Here is a 16,704-nt window from a genome sequence, read left to right as displayed (position 1 = left end):
GGAAAGACGAACCATGGCCCTGATGATCACCGACGAATGCATCAACTGCGACGTTTGCGAGCCGGAGTGCCCGAACCAGGCCATCTCCATGGGTGTGGACTACTACCAGATCGACCCGGCCCGCTGTACCGAATGCGTGGGGCATTTCGACGAGCCCCAGTGCGTGCAGGTCTGTCCGGTGGAGTGCATTCCCCTCCATCCCGAACACGTCGAGAGCCGGGAGGCGCTGTGGCACAAGTACCGGCGTCTGCAGGGGCTCGCCACGTCCTGAGCCGGCTCAGGGGGTGGAATCGGCGGGAGGCGACCCAGGGTCACCCGGCTGAGGTTTCGTAGGTTTGGGCCGAGGAGGCTTGCTGGTGTGAATCAGGGCGATTGCCCGGTCCATGCGCCCGGCCAGCAGGTCCGGCAGGGCTTTCAAGGTCCGGTCTATGCCTTGGAGCAACGCTTCCCGTTGGTCTGGGGAAGGTTTTTTCAGCACCCAGTGCACGACTTCGCTCTTCACGCCTGGGTGTCCGATGCCGATGCGCAGCCGCCAGTAGTCAGGGCTGCCGAGTTGGGCATGGATGTCACGCAGGCCGTTGTGTCCGGCGTGGCCTCCGCCTTTCTTGAGTTTGACCTCGCCGGGTGGCAGGTCGAGTTCGTCATGGGCGACCAGGATTTCTTCTGGAGCGATTTTGAAGAACCGCGCCAAGGCGCCCACGGCCTGGCCTGAGCGGTTCATGAAGGTGGTGGGCTCCAGCAGCCACAGCGGCCGCCCTTCGACGTTGATGCGCGCACAACGGCCCCAAAAGCTGCGGTCGGGTTGCAGATCGGCCCGGAGTTCGCGGGCCACGGCCTCCAGCCACCAGAAGCCGGCGTTGTGTCGGGTGTCTTCGTATTCGGGCCCCGGGTTGCCGAGGCCGACGAGCAGCTTGATCATGGCGTGGTGCGAAAGGGCAAGGAGGCTTCAAGCAAAAGGGCCCGCATGGTGCGGGCCCCGAGGGAAGTGCCTGAAAGGCTTACTTCTTCTTCTTGCCCTTCTTGTCGTCGGCAGCGGCGGCCACCGGCGCGGCAATCACTTCTTCCACCGGCTCGACCAGCGTGGCGATGGTGGGATTCGGTTTGCCGTGGGTCACGATCTTCACGCCGGCGGGCAGTTTCAGATCGCTGGCATGGATGGACTGGCCCTTGACGGCCTCACCGAGGTCCACCTCGATGAATTCGGGCAGTTGAGTGGCCAGGCACTCGATCTCGATCTCGTTGACCACATGGTTGACGAGGCACTTGTCCACCTTGACAGCGGGGGAGTTCTCTGCGTTGATGAAGTGCAGCGGAATCTTTTTGCGCAGGCGGGTCTTGTCATCCACGCGCTGGAAGTCCACGTGCAGGACCTGGGGCTTGAACGGATGGTATTGCACGTCGCGCAGCAGCACCTTCTGCACCTGGCCATTCAGTTCCATGTCCAGGATGGAGGCGTGAAACGCTTCCTTCTGAACGGCGTGCCACAGGGCATTGTGGTCCAGTTCGATGCTGACCGGATCGGCGCTGCCACCGAACACGATGCCCGGTACGCGGCCGGAACGACGCAGGCGGCGGCTCGCACCCGTACCCTGCTTGCTGCGCTCGAAAGCGACAAATTTCATGATTTGACTCCATAAAGGGCTCGGCCGCGACCAGCACGGGCCCAAACTGAAAAAGCGCCGTCGATCCCGCGACCGGGGCGCTGCCTTTTGCTACAGACGCCGATCACGCCTCAGGCGGCGTGATCGGCGTCTGCGAACAAACTCATCACCGACTCCCCGCTGGCGATGCGCGCGATGGTCTCGGCCATCAGAGGCGCCACGGAAAGCTGGCGGATCTTCGAGCAGGCCTGGGCGGCCTGGCTCAAGGGAATGGTATTGGTCACGACGACTTCGTCCAGCGCGTCGCCCTTGGCGATGCGATCGATGGCGGGGCCGGAAAAAATCGGGTGCGTGCAGTAGGCATACACCTTCCGGGCGCCACGCTCCTTGAGCACTTCGGCGGCTTTCACCAAGGTGCCGGCCGTATCGATCATGTCGTCCATGATCACGCAGTTACGCCCTTCGATGTCGCCGATCACATGCATCACTTCGGAGACGTTGGGCTTGGGGCGCCGCTTGTCGATGATGGCCATGTCGCAGTTGAGCTGCTTGGCCAGCGCACGCGCACGCACCACGCCGCCCACGTCGGGCGAGACGACCAGCAGGTCCGGGTAGTTCTTGGCCCGCAGGTCGCCAAGAAGCACCGGGGAGGCGTAGATGTTGTCCACCGGGATGTCGAAGAAACCCTGGATCTGGTCCGCGTGCAGGTCCATGGTCAGTACCCGGTTGACGCCGACCACCTGCAGCATGTTGGCGACCACCTTGGCCGAGATGGGCACGCGGCTGGAGCGGGGCCGGCGGTCCTGGCGGGCATAGCCGAAGTAGGGGATGACGGCCGACACGCTGACGGCCGAGGCGCGCTTGAGCGCGTCCACCATGATCACGAGTTCCATCAGGTTCTCGTTGGTGGGGGCGCAGGTGGACTGCACCACGAACACATGGCGCGCACGCACGTTCTGGGTGATTTCGACCATGACCTCGCCGTCGGAAAAGCGGCCCACATTGGCCGCCCCGAGACGGGTTCCGAGATGCTGGGCGATTTCTGCGGCCAGGACCGGATTGGCATTACCGGTGAACAGCATGAAATCCGGCGTTTGCACTGGCGAAAACGTTTGCATGGATGACCCGGCGCAGGTAAGAAATTTGGCAGGGGAGGAAGGACTCGAACCCTCGCATGCCGGAATCAAAATCCGGTGCCTTAACCAACTTGGCGACTCCCCTACACTGGTTCGCCGCTGACGCAGCGCACCGAATGCAGCATGTTCATCTCTGTTGAACAACGACCGCTAGTATAACCGCTGTCGCCATCCGATCAGAGGATGTTCCCTCAAATTGTTGCAATGCCGAGCGATCCATCCGCGGGGCAGGTCCGATGTGTCCACATCGGATCGCAGCCGCGCAAACAGGGCGCTGCCTGAGCCGGTCATCCGACCCTCCAAGCCCTTGGCCTGGAGCCAGCGCAGGCCCTGACCAATGTCTGGGCACAATTGTTCGGCAACCGGCTGCAGATCGTTGCGACCAAAACCATAAGCCTCAGACGCATCGAGTGCAACAAAGCCTTCAATTGTAGCGTGTTTCGTGTCCCGCTTCAAGGCCGGATGCCGAAAAATGTCTGGCGTGGACACGCCGGCTGGCGGCTTGAGCACGAGAAACCGGGTGGTCGGCAGTTCGATGGGGGTGATGGCTTCGCCGATGCCCTCGACCCAGGCCGTGCGCCCATGTATGAAGAAGGGGACGTCGGCTCCCAAGCCGATCCCGATGCGAGTCAGGGCTGTTGCGTCCAGTCCCAGGCCCCAGAGCCGGTTGAGCGCCAGCAGGGTGCTGGCGGCATCGCTCGAGCCGCCGCCCAGACCGGCTTGCATAGGGATGCGTTTATCCAAAACGATATGGGCGCCCAGCGGGCAGCCGGTCGCACTTTGCAGGGCACGTGCCGCACGGATGATCAGGTCGTCTGCGGGCAGATCGGTGTGGGTGTGCAGGTCTTCGCGGGTGAGGCGGCCATCGAGCCGGCGTTCGAAATGCAGGGTGTCACACCAGTCGATCAGCGTGAACACGGATTGCAGAAGGTGGTAGCCGTCGGGGCGTCGGCCCACCACGTGCAGAAACAGGTTGAGCTTGGCGGGCGCGGGCACGTCCAGCAGGTGTTGAATCGTCATGCTGGTCAGTGGAACACCATGCGGAGCTGGACGGCGGGCAGGGGCTGGAGGCGGCGTGCCAGCAGGCGGCCTTCGGCGTGTCGTGACAAATCGGCCTGCCAGCCTTCGACCTCGGCCGCCTCGCCCCGCAGCCAGCGGAACAGGGGCTCCAGCGGCAATGCCGTGCCGGTGACCGCGGCAGTGAGGTCGTTCATGTCGGCATAGCGTTGTTGGTCGTTGCCGCGTTGCAGCCAGGCTGCCTCGGAGGTCCAGCGGGCCGAGGCCACCACCTGGCCCAGGGGCGAGACCAGCCTGAGTTCCCCTTGCGCAGCTTGGCCGCTGAGCTCGAAGCCGGCGGAAAAGTGTTGCGGCGGATCGCTGTCGATCTGCAAGGCCAGCCGGCCGGTCCAGCGGTCGCTGGGAAAGGATGCGTCGCGCAAAGGGGGCGGTGGTACGGCGCAGCCGGTCAGCAGCACGGCACACCAGGCCAGGACGAGACGTCGCGCGGGACTCATGGCTGGACCCGGAGCCGTTGCAAGGTGTTGAGCAGGGTCTCGTTTTCGGGGTTGAGCAACAGGCCTTCACGCCATACGTTCAGGGCGGCATCCTGTTGCCCCAGGGCCCAGTGCACCTCGCCCAGGTGGGCCGCGATTTCGGCGTCGGGCAGGCGTCGAAAAGCGTCCTGAAGGATGCGTAGCGCTTCTTGTTTGTTGCCGAGCCGGAATTCGACCCAACCCAGGCTGTCGAGGATGTGGGCATCGTTGGGTGCGACGGCCAGTGCTTTCTGGATCAGCGATTTCGCTTCTTCGAGACGCTCGTTGCGGTCGGCCAGCGAATAGCCCAGTGCGTTGTAAGCATGGTGGTAGTCGGGATGGCGGGCGATCAGGTCGCGCAGCAGGGCTTCCATGGTCTCGAAACGCCCGGTCCGCTCGGCGGCTAAGGCCTGTTCGTAGATCAGATCGGGGTCGTCCGGGAAACGCTGAGCGGCGGCGGTGAAGGTTTCATAGGCGGCTTCGTAAGCCTTGACCTCGCGCAGCAAGTGGGCTTCGGCCAGCAGCTTGCGGCGTGTGTCGGCATCCGTGCGTTCGGGCTGGCGCCGGATCAGCTCCCGGGCCTGTTCGATGTGGCCTTGCCGGGCCAGAATGGTGGCCCGCCGGATTTGGGCCGAGAGGATGTCGTCGGCGTTTTCGATGCGATCCAGCCAAGCGTTGGCGGCGTCGAAATCGCCACGTTGCTCGGCGATCTGCGCCAGATGCAGAAAGGCCTGGGTCTGACCGGGGCGGGCCTCGTCGGGTGGTAGCTCGCGCGACAGCTCCAGATAGCGCTCCAGGGCTGCTTCGGCTGCTGTGGCGCGGCGTTGTTGGGTCAGCAAAATGCCTTGCAGCAGCCAGGCCTGTGCCTGGTCCGGCTCCAGCGTGAGGAGTTGTTCGAGCTCGTGCTGGGCATCGGCGAGGCGGCGCAGGTCGATCAGGGCGCGGATGTAGGCCAGGTGGATGGTGCTGCGGTGTTCGACGGCGGTGCCGGCCGTGCGTTGCAGGTAGGCCTGCACCAGGGGCTCGGCACCCGGGACTTCGCGTTCGAACAGTTCCACGGCCAGCGCGGCGCCATAGGCGGAATTTCCCTGGGCCTGCAAGGCTGATCGGGCAGCGGCGAGGGCGGCTTGCGGTGCCGCTCGCTCGAGCTCCATGCGTCCGATCGCAGCCCAGGCAGCGGCGGCGGTGGCCGGGTCACGCAGCGCGGGTTGCAGGGCGTCACGGGCGGCGGCGAGCGCGGCGTCGCGGTCGCTGGTACGGGCCAGGGTCTGGGGGATGGCGCTGATCACCTCGCTGCGCCGTTCGGCAGGTGTGAGTCGAATCAGGTTGCGCAAGGTGCGGCTGACATCGGCCGGGCGGTTGAGCGCCAGCAGGATCTGCAATTCATAGCGGTAGGGCTCGTCTGCATCGGGAAAGGCGGCCGACCAGTCGCGGGCTGCAGTCAGGGCGGCGTTGCCAGCGCGGTTCTGCAGGGCGATTTCGACGGCGCGGCGGTAGAGTTCGGGACGTTGGGTGCGCTTGGCGGCGTCGAGCATCAAGGAATAGGCGGCGCCCGGGTCTTGATTCTGGAGTTGGAATTCCGCCAGCAGCAATTGGTAGAACAGTTCGGCGCTGAGTGTGTCGGGGGCGGCCGGGAAATGCAGCGTCGGGCCGGACTGTGCCAACAGGGGCTGTGCCGTGCCGACTGACAGCGCCACTGTGCAGGCGAGCTTGGCGAGCCAGCCGGAGCGCCGCCGGGTGTGCGGAAAGACAGAGCGAAGGTGGGCAGCGGCCTGTAGCATTGGGGCATGATAAAGGATTCACGTCGAGCCATCTGGAGGCATGCCTATGCCTGAATTGCCTGAAGTGGAAGTGACACGCCGAAGCTTCGCCGACCGCATCGCTGGCGCGCGGATCACGGGTGTCCGGTTGGGCAAACCGCTGCGCTGGCCGCTGGGTGTGCAGCCGCAGTCGCTGGTGGGGCGCACGGTACAAGGAGTGCGTCGGCGCGGTAAGTACCTGCTGCTGGATCTGGACCACGGCCTGTTGCTGGTGCACCTGGGCATGTCGGGGAGTTTGCGGTTCGCAGCCGGGTTGCCGCCAGCCGGTCCGCACGATCATGTGGATGTGCAGACGGACCGCGGGGTGTTGCGCCTGCACGATCCCCGTCGCTTCGGTGCCGTGGTCCATGCCGCCCATGAGGCCGCGCCTGAAGCGCGCAAGTTGCTCGGAGGACTGGGGGTGGAGCCCCTGTCGGCCGATTTCGAGCCAGCGGCTTTCCATGCGGCGCTCAGGCGGCACCGCAGCAGCATCAAGCAGGTGCTGCTGGCCGGCGGCATCGTGGTCGGGGTGGGCAACATCTATGCATCGGAAGCGCTGTTCATGGCTGGCATTCGTCCCACCACCCGGGCCGATCGCATCGGTCGGGTGCGGGCCGAGCGGCTGCACGCGGCGATCCGGCAGGTGCTGGCGCGCGCGCTGGAAGTGGGCGGCAGTTCGCTGAAGGATTTCGTCGATGCCCAGGGCGGGAGTGGCTACTTCCAGCTCGAAACCCGTGTGTATGGCCGTGAGGGTCAACCCTGTCGGGTCTGCGGGACGGTGGTGCGTCACATACGGCAAGGGCAGCGCTCAACGTTTTTCTGTCCGGTTTGCCAGAGGCGTTGAAGGGGCGGTGCTATATTGGTGTCTGAGAGGGCCAATCGTCCATGTCATTCAACGCGGAATTCGACGAGCACGGCCGCTGGCGTCGCGAACGGGCCCGTCAGTTGCAGGTCTTGGCGGAGTGGCTGGGCGGTCACGACCTGCTGGATGCCGGTGCCCGCGAACGCCTCGCGCAACTGCAGGAACGCCTGGGCAGCGACAAGGTGATGGTCGCCTTCGTGGCCGAGTTTTCGCGCGGCAAGTCGGAGCTGATCAATGCGGTGTTCTTCGCGGGCTACGGGCGTCGCATCATGCCCGCCAGTGCCGGGCGCACCACCATGTGCCCGACCGAGCTCGGCTATGACCCCGAGGTGCCCCCGTGCTTGCGCCTGCTGCCGATCGAAACCCGGCTGCAGACGCAGTCGCTGCTGGAGTGGCGCAGTGCCCCACAGCAGTGGGAGCGCATCGACCTGGACGTCAACGACCCGGCCCAACTGGCCGAAGCCATCGAGAAAGTCGCCGAGGTGCGCCGCGTCACGGTGGACGAAGCCCGTGCACTGGGTTTCTGGCATGACGAGCAGCCCAACGACAACCCGCTGCGCGGGTCTGATGGCCTGGTCGAGATTCCCCGCTGGCGCCACGCGCTGATCAACATGGCGCATCCGCTGCTGAAACAGGGGTTGGTGATCCTCGATACGCCGGGTCTCAACGCCATCGGCGCCGAGCCGGAGCTCACCGTCAGCCTGCTGCCGCAGGCGCACGCGGTGGTGTTCATCCTGGCGGCGGATGCGGGGGTGAGCAAGTCCGATCTGGCCATGTGGCGTGAGCATCTGGCGCCGTCGGCGCAGCGCAGCGATTCCCGTCTGGTGGTGCTCAACAAGATCGACACCCTCTGGGACGAATTGAGCACGCCGGAGCATATCGAGGCGCAGATCCGGCGCCAGCGCGAGCATTCGGCCGAGGTGTTGGGTCTGCAGCCGCAACAGGTGATCGCCGTCTCCGCCCAGAAAGGTCTGCTGGCCAAGGTGCGGCAGGATCAGGCCTTGCTCGCCGAAAGCCGCCTGGCCGATCTGGAGCGGGCGCTCGCCGATGACGTGCTGTCACGCCGGCGCGACATTCTGCGGGCGAATGTGCGTTCCACGCTGGAGCAGTTGCAGCGGGAAGTGGGCCAGCAATTGCATGCCCGGACCCGCGAACTGGTCGAGCAGATGCAGGAACTGGAGGCGCTGCGGGGCAAGAACGCCTCGGTGATCCGGCAGATGCGCCTGCGCATCGAACAGGAACAACAGGAGTTCGATGCCGGCGGGGCTCGGATCCAGGCGGTGCGCTCGGTGCATCTGAAGCAGCTCAAGGAACTGTTCGCCCAACTGGGCAGCAGCCGGCTCAAGGCCGACATCGCCGACCTGGCCCAAGCGCTCAAGCAGCCGGGCATCAAGCTGGGGGTGAAGAAGGTGTACGCAGAGGCGTTCGGGCGGCTGCGTCTCAGCTTTGCCGAGGCCCAGCGCATGGCCGCCGAAGTGCAGGAGATGCTGGCCGGGGCGTTTCGCAGCCTCAACGCCGAATATGGGTTCGTGTTGCAGGTGCCCGAGCGGCTGGACCTGAGCCCCTACGCCGAGGAGCTGGCCCTCATCGAACGCAACCACCTGCAGTATTTGGGTTTGACCAATGTATTCCGTCTGGCCCAGCCCGAATTTGCCGACCGGCTGGCCAAGGCAGTCTTCTCGCGTCTGCGCAAGCTCTACGACGATGCATCCAATGCGGTGGAACTCTGGAACAAGACGGCCGCTTCCCAGCTCGATGGACAGTTGCGTGAGCGGCGCAAGAACTTTGCGCGTCGCATCGAAGCCGTGCATCGCATCCAGGAGGCGGCGGGAGGGCTGGACGAACGGCTTTCCGAACTCCAGGAGCGCCTGGTCGAAATCGAGGCCGAGCAGGCCGAGTTGGTGCGCCTGACGTCGCCCGATGCGGAGACCGTACCTGAAACGCCGATAGCGCTTCACCGACCTGAACCCGCATGAGTCTTTTTTTCGACGCTGTGGTGCGGTGGCAGCGGCAGCATGGCCGGCACGGCCTGCCCTGGCAGCGCACGCGCGAGCCCTACCTGGTGTGGCTGTCGGAAATCATGCTGCAGCAGACCCAGGTCAGCACCGTGCTGGCCTACTTCGACCGTTTCGTGGCCCGCTTTCCTGACGTGCAGGCGCTTGCCGAAGCGGATGTCGAGGAGGTGCTGACCCTGTGGAGCGGGCTGGGGTACTACAGCCGGGCGCGCAACCTGCACCGTTGTGCCCGGCAGGTGGTGGAGCGGCACGAGGGGCGGTTTCCCTCCCGTGCGGAGGCGCTGCAGACGCTGCCGGGCATTGGCCCATCCACGGCAGCAGCCATCGCGGCTTTCTGCTTTGGTGAGCGCGTGTCCATTCTCGACGGCAATGTGCAGCGCGTGCTCTCACGGCTGCTGGCTTTCGAGGGCGATCTGGCGCAGGCGGGGCAGGTGCGTGTCTTGTGGCAACTGGCACAAGACCTGGTACCCCCGCACGCCGTGCATGACGACATGGCGGCCTACACCCAGGGCCTGATGGACCTCGGTGCCATGGTGTGCAAGCGCTCCCGACCGGCGTGCGAGATCTGCCCCGCCCAGGCGCTGTGCAAGGCCCGGGCGCGGCAGCAGCCGACCGCCTTCCCGGTGAAAACACGGCAACTCCGGCGTCGCACCGAACACTGGTGGCTCCAGGTGGTGCGGCGCGCCGATGACGGTGCCGTCTGGTTGCAGCCGCGGCCGGATCGAGGTATTTGGGCTGGCCTGTACACCTTTCCGGTGCTGACGTCTGTCGAAGCCGCGGCCCAGCCTCCGCAGGAGGCGGAAGGCATCGGAGAGCCGATCTGGCACGAGCCCGTGCACCACAGCCTCACCCACCGCGAACTGATCCTCCAGCCGGTGGAATGGCCAGTGGTGCGGCACCAGCCGTCAGGCCCGGGTCGCTGGGTGCGGCATGTCGATGATCTGGTGCTGGGGCTGCCGGCGCCACTGCGGGTCTGGTTGAGGGGGCGACTCGACGGCGCGGGTTGAACCGCGGATCAGCGGTGTTTCAGGGCGTCGAGCTCACGATGCCTCACTTGCACCGTGCCGTGGGTGCTCAATTGCCGGGCGAGTCGCTCGACCAGATACACCGAGCGGTGCTGCCCGCCCGTGCACCCGATGGCCACGGTCACGTAGCTGCGGTGGTCGGCCACCATGCGGGGCAGCCAACGTTCCAGAAAGCCCCGGATGTGGGTCTCCATCTCGGCGACCTCCGGTTCCGCCTGCAGGTACTGGGCCACGGGGGCGTCCTGCCCGGTCAGTGCCCGCAGTTCGGCTTCGTAATGGGGGTTGGGCAGCATGCGCACGTCGAAGACGAAATCCGCGTCCATGGGAATGCCGCGCTTGAACGCGAACGACTCGAAGACGAGCGTCAAGGGCGCGGGCGCACGATGCAGCAGGGCCTTGACCTCGCTGCGCAGGTGCGAGGCCCTGAGCTGGCTGGTGTCGAGCACGAGCGCGCGTTCGCGCAACTCGCTGAGCAGCTCGCGTTCCAGCTCGATGGCCTCGACCAGGGCCCGGCGCTGGTCCTGGGTGTCTTTGAGCGAGAGCGGGTGCATGCGGCGTGTTTCGGAAAAGCGGCGCACCAGCGTTTCGGTGGTGGTATCGAGAAACAGCACGGTCAGTGCCTGGCCACGCTCGCGGATGGCGCGCAGGCGATCGGGCAGCCCAGGCAGCGACTGCGCGCTGCGCACGTCTATGGCCACCGCCACGCGTTCGGCCTGGTATGCCTGTTCCACCTCGATCAACGATTCGAGCAGTTCCGGCGGCAGGTTGTCGACGCAGTAGAAACCGGCGTCTTCCAGGGCATGCAGCGCCACCGACTTGCCGGAGCCGGACATGCCGGTGATCAGGACGAGCTGCATATCAGTTCCCGGGCATGGGCCAGCGAGGTGTCGGTGAGGCGGTCGCCGCCCAGCATGCGGGCCAGTTCCTGGACCCGCGTCTCGCCATCGATCACGGTCACGCCACTGGCGGCGCCGCCAGCAGAGCGTACCTTTTCCACCAGCAGGTGGTGATGCGCGCAGGCCGCCACCTGGGGCAAGTGGGTGACGGCGAGCACCTGCCGGGCGGAGCCGAGCCGGCGCATGAGTTGTCCGACGGTGTGGGCGACTGCGCCACCGATGCCACTGTCCACCTCGTCGAAAATGAGCGTGGGGGTTTGCCCCAGTTCGCTGGTGGTCACGGCGATGGCAAGCGCGATGCGTGAAAGCTCGCCTCCTGAAGCCACCTTGCCGACCGGCCGCGGGGTGCTTCCGGCATGTCCGGCAACCAGGAATTCCACGTTTTCCAGCCCGAAGGCCTGCGGTTCGTCCAATGCCTGCAGCCGCACCTCGAAACGCCCGCCAGCCATGCCCAAGCCCTGCATCGCTTCGGTGACGGCGGCGGACAGTTGCCGAGCCGCCTTCAAGCGCGTCTCGCTCACTGGGCGCGCAGCCTCCATCAAGGCCTTGTGGGCGGTGCGCTCGGCGTGGTGGAGGGCCTCCAGATCGGCGCTGCGGTCCAGTTCTGCCAGTGCCTGTTTCCACTGTTCCCAGCGCTGCGGCAGTTCCTCGGGGCTGCAGCGGTATCGCCGCGCCAGTGACATCCAGGTGCCCATCCGCTGGTCCAGTGCCTCCAGGGCGGTCGGGTCCAGTTCGGTATGGTGGGCGTGGTGTTGCAGGTCGTGGCAGGCGTCTTCGATCTGTGCCAGGGCTGTCTGCAGCAAGTTGGCCAGTTCGGCGAAGCGCGGTTCGATGTGCTGCTGCTCCCGAAGGGCTTGCAGCGCCCGGTGGATGCGGGTGGTGGCACTGTCGTCGTCTGCATCCAGGGCGCCAAGAGCCAGCTGGGCGGCGTCGATCAGGCCCTGCGCGTGGGCCAGACGGCCATGCTGCAGATTCAGGTCTTCCCACTCGCCAGGCAGGGGGGCCAGTTTGTCGACCTCGCCGATCTGCCATTGCAGCCGCTCGCGTTCGGCTTGCAAGGTGTTCTGGCGGGTACGGGCGTCGTCGAGGGCGCGCACCGCTTCGCGCCATGCGGTCCAGCACGACCGAAGGGGTCGGGTGTCGAGCCGTGCATAGTCGTCCAGCAACTGGCGCACGGCGTCGGGCCGGGTCAAACTCTGCCAGGCGTGCTGGCCATGGATATCCACCAGTTCGTCTGCCAGGGCCTTGAGTTGGCTGGCGGTCGCCGCGCTGCCGTTGATCCAGGCACGGCTGCGGCCCTGGCTGTCCACCTGACGCTTGAGTTGCAGAGGCTCACCGGGAGCGGCATCGAAGCCGTTGTCTTGCAACCATTGCGTCACGGATGGGCGCAGGCCGAACTCGGCCACGATCTCGCAGCGAGATGCGCCTTCGCGCACCACCGACGCATCGGCCCGGGCGCCGAGCACCAGTTGCAGCGCATCGATCAATATCGATTTGCCAGCCCCGGTTTCCCCAGTGAGCACGGTGAACCCCTCGTGCAGATCCAGATCCAGCGACGGCACGATCACGAAGTCGCGCAGCGCCATGCGTTGCCAACTCAACTGACCACTCCTTCATTCCAGTGCAGCTTGCGCCGCAGGGTATCGAAATAGCTCCAACCCGCCGGGTGCAGCAGTCGCAGTTCGTGAGCCGAGCGCCGGACGGTGATGCGGTCTCCGTGCAGCAGGCTGGTGAAACTCTGCATGTCGAAATGCGCGCTGGCCTCCCGGCCCGCCACCACCTCCACGGCGATCTCTCCGGTGGACGGCAGCACGATGGGGCGGTTGGAGAGGGTGTGCGGGGCGATCGGAGCCAGTACCCACCCGGCAATGGCGGGGTGCAGCAGCGGCCCGCCTGCCGACAGCGCGTAAGCCGTGGAGCCGGTGGGCGAGGCGATGATGAGGCCATCGGCCCGCTGATTGGCCACGAAGTGACCGTCCACCTCCACGCGCAGCTCCACCATCCCGGGGGAGCCCCCACGGTTGACCACCACATCGTTCATGGCGATGGTGTCGAAAATGCAACGCCCGTCGCGCCATACGCCGGCCTGCAAGAGGGCGCGCCGGTCCTCTTCGTAGACGCCCCGCAGGATGGCGGACAGCGGCGTCTCGAAGTCCCGGAAAGGGATGTCGGTGATGAAACCCAGCCGCCCTTGGTTCACGCCCACCATGGGCACCTTGTAGCGAGCGAGCTGGCGGCCAATGCCAAGCATGGTGCCGTCACCGCCCATGACGAGCGCCAGATCGCAGCTGCGACCGATTTCGGGCGCTGTGAGCACCTGGTGCCCACTGAGGCCGGTATTGAGGGCGGTTTCCCGCTCCAGTGCGACCTCGCAGCCCTGGTCGTGCAGGAAGTGCACAATGCTCTCGATCGCATCGCGCGAGCCGACGGCGTGGTATTTCCCAATCACGGCGACGTGGTGAAAGCGCAGTGGACCTTTGGGCGTGGGCGGCGTATGCTGCGGGCGTGGGCAATCCATGCTCAAATTAGAGCACAAGGTTTTTACAATCAACCAATGCTTGACGACCGCTCCAAACTCCTGCTCAAGACGTTGGTCGAACGCTACATCGCCGACGGCCAGCCCGTGGGGTCGCGCACCCTTTCCAAGGCGGCGGGTCTGGAACTGTCGCCGGCCACCATCCGCAATGTGATGAGTGACCTGGAGGAGCTCGGACTGATTACCAGCCCCCATACCTCCGCCGGGCGTGTTCCCACGGCCCGTGGCTACCGGTTGTTCGTGGACACCATGCTGACCGTGCGCCGCGATGAATTGCATCCCGTGGAAAACCTGCCGAACGCCACCCTGCAGGCCGAGCAGCCCAGGCAGGTGCTGAGCCAGGCGGCGCAGATGCTGTCCAATCTGTCGCAATTCGTGGGCGTGGTGATGGTGCCCAAGCGCCCCACCGTGTTTCGCCACATCGAGTTTTTGAGGCTGTCGGACCGGCGGGTGCTGGTCATCCTCGTCTCGCCCGATGGCGACGTGCAAAACCGGGTCATCCACACGCAGACCGACTACAACCAAAGTCAGCTGCAAGAGGCCGCCCAGTTTCTCAACACCCACTACGCAGGCTTGAGCATCGACCAGGTCAAAGAACGCCTGCGTACCGAGGTCGAAAGCCTGCGCGATGAAATCGCCTCACTCATGGTCAAGGCGGTGGAGGCCGGCTCTGAAGCGATCGATCAGCAAGACGAGGTGGTGGTGGCCGGCGAGCGCAACCTGCTGTCGGTCAGCGAGTTCTCGCGCGACATGGATCATCTGCGCAAGATGTTCGATCTGTTCGAGCAGAAAACCCAGCTCATGCGTCTGCTGGAGGTGTCCAACCAGGCCGAGGGGGTGCGCATTTTCATCGGTGGTGAGAGCCAGGTCGTGCCTTACGAGGACTTGTCGGTGGTGAGTGCGCCTTATGAGGTCGATGGTCGAGTCGTCGGCGCGCTGGGCGTCATTGGCCCACAGCGTATGCCCTACGATCGCATGATCCAGATTGTGGACATCACTTCCAAACTGGTCAGCAACGCCCTGAGCCACCACAAGTGAGTGACCACAGTCAGCCGCATGGTCCAGTGCTGTAGAATTTTGGATTCGGGCCTCTAGCTCATGCTTGGTTAGAGCAGCGGACTTAAGCTGTGCCGCCCTACGGTTCGCAAGAATACGGGCGGAGCAAATGTGGGTTGCCGGTGTGTAAGTTCACTCTGCGTGCCGGTAGAACTGCTCAAATTCGGGGAAACCTCTGCCCAAGTGGCGTGGCAATCCCGAGCGAAGCTCTCGGTTGGAGAGAACGTGTAGAGACTGTACGGGCAGGTCGTAAAGACAAGAGACAGTCCAGACCACAAACCCGAAAGGGGTGGCGAAAGCCATAGTGGGTAAGCATAATCCGTTGGTGCCGTGTTCGACTCACGGGAGGCCCACCAAATGCTTTGGCGCCGCTGCGGCGAAGAGGCCGAAGAGGCGTGTCCGATGGGGGACTTGATCCATCGTGTGCAGGGTTTGGGCCTTTTGCCTTTGCGACACCGCGCCTTCCGGCTCGATTCATGCTTCGAAGCCGGCCCATTGGGAATGCCTTCCTCAAGCAAAACGGCCCGCGAGGGGCCGTCGTAGGGTGTTGGTGTCCATCAGTGATGGCATGACACCCTCAGGAATCCAGAGCTGCATCACTTCAGCTTGATTTCCTTGTACTCCACGTGCTTGCGAGCCTTGGGATCAAACTTCATGATCGCCATTTTCTCGGGCATGGTTTTCTTGTTTTTGGTGGTCGTGTAGAAGTGACCGGTGCCGGCAGTGGATTCCAGCTTGATTTTTTCGCGTCCGCCTTTGCTTGCCATGGTGGTGCTCCTGTGACTTATTCGGCTTGACCACGGGCGCGCAGGTCGGCGAGCACCGCATCGATACCATTTTTGTCGATCAGGCGCAGGGCGGCACCGGAGACGCGCAGGCGCACCCAGCGGTTTTCGCTCTCGACCCAGAAACGACGGGATTGCAGGTTCGGCAAGAACCGGCGCTTGGTTTTGTTGTTGGCGTGGGAAACGTTGTTCCCGACCATGGGCTTCTTGCCCGTGACTTCACATACGCGTGCCATGAGGGACACTCCAATCAAAAATCAACGGCTTGCGCCGCACCTCGCCCCGTCCTGTGTTGTGCCGCCTGCCCCGCGGCCTTCTCAGGTGGCGGGGACGGCTCCGGCTCGTGGGCGGTCAATTTTTGGTGCGGCGGCTCAGCCGAAAAAAGCCAATCGCACAACACCAAACCCGGCATTATAGCCGTTCGAGCCTGCGGTGGCAAAAGGTGGCAAAAGGCCTGCTTACCCCGCTTGCTGTTCCAAAAACCGTTGCGCATCGAGAGCGGCCATGCAGCCGGTACCGGCGCTGGTGATGGCTTGGCGGTAGATGTGGTCTTGCACGTCGCCGGCGGCGAACACGCCGGGCACGCTGGTCTGGGTGGCAAAGCCATCCTGACCGCCCTTGGTGACCAGGTAGCCGTCCTTCATGTCGAGCTGGCCCTTGAAGATGTCGGTGTTGGGGTTGTGGCCGATGGCGATGAAGCAGCCTTGCAGGGCGATCTCCTCGGTGGCGCCGGTTTGCACATGCTTGATGCGGATGCCGGTCACGCCTTTGGCGTCGCCGAGCACCTCGTCGAGCACATGGAACAGTTTCAGTTCGATCTTGCCTTCGGCGACCTTTTCCATCAACTTGTCCACCATGATGGGTTCGGCCCGGAAGGTGTCGCGGCGGTGTACCAGAGTGACCTTGCTGGCGATGTTGCTGAGGTAGAGGGCTTCTTCCACCGCCGTGTTGCCGCCTCCGATGACGCACACGGCCTGGCCCCGGTAGAAGAAGCCGTCGCAGGTGGCGCAGGCGCTGACGCCTTTGCCCATGAAGGCTTCCTCGGAGGGCAGCCCCAGGTATTTCGCCGAGGCGCCGGTGGCGATGATGAGGCTGTCGCAGGTGTAGCTGCCGCTGTCACCCACGAGCGTGAAGGGGCGCTGATGCAGGTGGACGGTGTGGATGTGGTCGAAGACGATTTCGGTCTTGAAGCGTTCGGCGTGTTCGAGGAAGCGTTGCATCAGATCCGGTCCCTGCACGCCATGAACGTCGGCGGGCCAGTTGTCCACTTCGGTCGTGGTCATGAGCTGGCCACCCTGGGCCATGCCGGTGATCAGCACGGGATTGAGGTTGGCGCGGGCGGCATAGATGGCGGCGGTGTAGCCAGCCGGGCCGGAGCCGAGGATGAGGACTTTGGCGTGTTTCATGCGCGTGAAAGGGATCGGGGTAGAAGAACGGCCTCTATTGTAGGAAGCCGCTCCT

The 16,704-nt window shown here is 64.8% G+C and carries 17 protein-coding genes and 1 tRNA gene; 5 read left to right on the top strand and 13 right to left on the bottom strand.

What is annotated here, in order from left to right; all coding sequences use genetic code 11:
* The first annotated feature begins 13 nt into the window (after positions 1–13).
* Entirely contained in the window at positions 14–271 is a 258-nt protein-coding gene (locus HZS63_RS03305; protein ID WP_180682625.1) for a YfhL family 4Fe-4S dicluster ferredoxin, read from the top strand.
* A 6-nt stretch (positions 272–277) separates the two neighbouring features.
* Here HZS63_RS03305 and pth read toward each other — a convergent pair whose 3' ends face one another.
* From pth to HZS63_RS03270, 7 genes are all read right to left on the bottom strand, one after another.
* Positions 278–919: an aminoacyl-tRNA hydrolase gene (gene pth, locus HZS63_RS03300; protein WP_180682624.1), complete on the bottom strand. Its 642-nt coding sequence runs from the start codon at positions 917–919 to the stop codon at positions 278–280.
* A gap of 79 nt (positions 920–998) precedes the next feature.
* Positions 999–1,622 (bottom strand): 50S ribosomal protein L25/general stress protein Ctc, encoded by a 624-nt coding sequence (locus tag HZS63_RS03295; RefSeq protein ID WP_180682623.1) that lies wholly within the window; start codon positions 1,620–1,622, stop codon positions 999–1,001.
* Between the two features lie 110 nt (positions 1,623–1,732).
* Positions 1,733–2,719, bottom strand: coding sequence for a ribose-phosphate pyrophosphokinase (locus HZS63_RS03290; protein ID WP_180682622.1), 987 nt, complete (start codon positions 2,717–2,719; stop codon positions 1,733–1,735).
* A 26-nt stretch (positions 2,720–2,745) separates the two neighbouring features.
* Positions 2,746–2,822 (bottom strand) — tRNA-Gln (locus tag HZS63_RS03285).
* Between the two features lie 65 nt (positions 2,823–2,887).
* Positions 2,888–3,751 carry a 4-(cytidine 5'-diphospho)-2-C-methyl-D-erythritol kinase gene (ispE, locus tag HZS63_RS03280; RefSeq protein WP_180682871.1) on the bottom strand — a complete coding sequence of 288 codons (864 nt, stop codon included), beginning with the start codon at positions 3,749–3,751 and terminating at the stop codon, positions 2,888–2,890.
* A gap of 11 nt (positions 3,752–3,762) precedes the next feature.
* Positions 3,763–4,251, bottom strand: coding sequence for a lipoprotein insertase outer membrane protein LolB (locus HZS63_RS03275; RefSeq protein ID WP_180682621.1), 489 nt, complete (start codon positions 4,249–4,251; stop codon positions 3,763–3,765).
* On the bottom strand, positions 4,248–6,050 hold the full coding sequence (locus HZS63_RS03270; RefSeq protein WP_219339069.1) for a tetratricopeptide repeat protein: 1,803 nt from the start codon (positions 6,048–6,050) through the stop codon (positions 4,248–4,250). Before HZS63_RS03270 ends, HZS63_RS03275 begins: the two co-directional genes overlap by 4 nt.
* Positions 6,051–6,096: 46 nt before the next feature.
* Between HZS63_RS03270 and mutM the strand changes: the two genes are divergently transcribed.
* From mutM to mutY, 3 genes are read left to right on the top strand one after another with little or no spacing between them, the layout of a single operon-like run.
* Entirely contained in the window at positions 6,097–6,912 is an 816-nt protein-coding gene (gene mutM, locus HZS63_RS03265) for a bifunctional DNA-formamidopyrimidine glycosylase/DNA-(apurinic or apyrimidinic site) lyase (protein WP_180682620.1), read from the top strand.
* A 41-nt stretch (positions 6,913–6,953) separates the two neighbouring features.
* Positions 6,954–8,906 (top strand): dynamin family protein, encoded by a 1,953-nt coding sequence (locus HZS63_RS03260; protein WP_180682619.1) that lies wholly within the window; start codon positions 6,954–6,956, stop codon positions 8,904–8,906.
* Positions 8,903–9,952 (top strand): A/G-specific adenine glycosylase, encoded by a 1,050-nt coding sequence (gene mutY, locus HZS63_RS03255; protein ID WP_180682618.1) that lies wholly within the window; start codon positions 8,903–8,905, stop codon positions 9,950–9,952. The genes HZS63_RS03260 and mutY overlap by 4 nt, the downstream gene beginning before the upstream one ends.
* 8 nt (positions 9,953–9,960) lie before the next feature.
* Here mutY and rapZ read toward each other — a convergent pair whose 3' ends face one another.
* Genes rapZ through HZS63_RS03240 form a run of 3 tightly spaced genes read right to left on the bottom strand, consistent with a single transcriptional unit; the run spans position 9,961 to position 13,384 of the window.
* The gene (gene rapZ / locus HZS63_RS03250; protein ID WP_180682617.1) at positions 9,961–10,827 is read right to left on the bottom strand and encodes an RNase adapter RapZ; all 867 of its coding nucleotides are present in this window, start codon (positions 10,825–10,827) and stop codon (positions 9,961–9,963) included.
* On the bottom strand, positions 10,812–12,467 hold the full coding sequence (recN, locus tag HZS63_RS03245; protein WP_180682616.1) for a DNA repair protein RecN: 1,656 nt from the start codon (positions 12,465–12,467) through the stop codon (positions 10,812–10,814). The genes rapZ and recN overlap by 16 nt, the downstream gene beginning before the upstream one ends.
* Positions 12,464–13,384 (bottom strand): NAD kinase, encoded by a 921-nt coding sequence (locus HZS63_RS03240; RefSeq protein ID WP_180682615.1) that lies wholly within the window; start codon positions 13,382–13,384, stop codon positions 12,464–12,466. The genes recN and HZS63_RS03240 overlap by 4 nt, the downstream gene beginning before the upstream one ends.
* Positions 13,385–13,420: 36 nt before the next feature.
* On the opposite strand from HZS63_RS03240, the gene hrcA reads away from it, so the two are divergent.
* On the top strand, positions 13,421–14,440 hold the full coding sequence (gene hrcA, locus HZS63_RS03235) for a heat-inducible transcriptional repressor HrcA (protein WP_180682614.1): 1,020 nt from the start codon (positions 13,421–13,423) through the stop codon (positions 14,438–14,440).
* A gap of 614 nt (positions 14,441–15,054) precedes the next feature.
* On the opposite strand, the gene rpmG is transcribed toward hrcA, so the two are convergent.
* The 3 genes from rpmG to trxB form a co-directional block, all read right to left on the bottom strand.
* A complete protein-coding gene (gene rpmG, locus HZS63_RS03230) occupies positions 15,055–15,225 on the bottom strand; it encodes a 50S ribosomal protein L33 (protein ID WP_180682613.1) in 171 nt (56 codons plus the stop codon).
* 17 nt (positions 15,226–15,242) lie between these two features.
* A complete protein-coding gene (rpmB, locus tag HZS63_RS03225) occupies positions 15,243–15,479 on the bottom strand; it encodes a 50S ribosomal protein L28 (protein ID WP_180682612.1) in 237 nt (78 codons plus the stop codon).
* 222 nt (positions 15,480–15,701) lie between these two features.
* Positions 15,702–16,649, bottom strand: a complete 948-nt coding sequence (trxB, locus tag HZS63_RS03220) for a thioredoxin-disulfide reductase (protein WP_180682611.1) — start codon at positions 16,647–16,649, stop codon at positions 15,702–15,704.
* Positions 16,650–16,704 lie beyond the last annotated feature (55 nt).

This window comes from Tepidicella baoligensis, from assembly GCF_013432195.1.
In the GTDB taxonomy this organism is placed as follows: domain Bacteria; phylum Pseudomonadota; class Gammaproteobacteria; order Burkholderiales; family Burkholderiaceae_C; genus Tepidicella; species Tepidicella baoligensis.
This window is presented reverse-complemented; position numbering and strand designations above follow the sequence as displayed.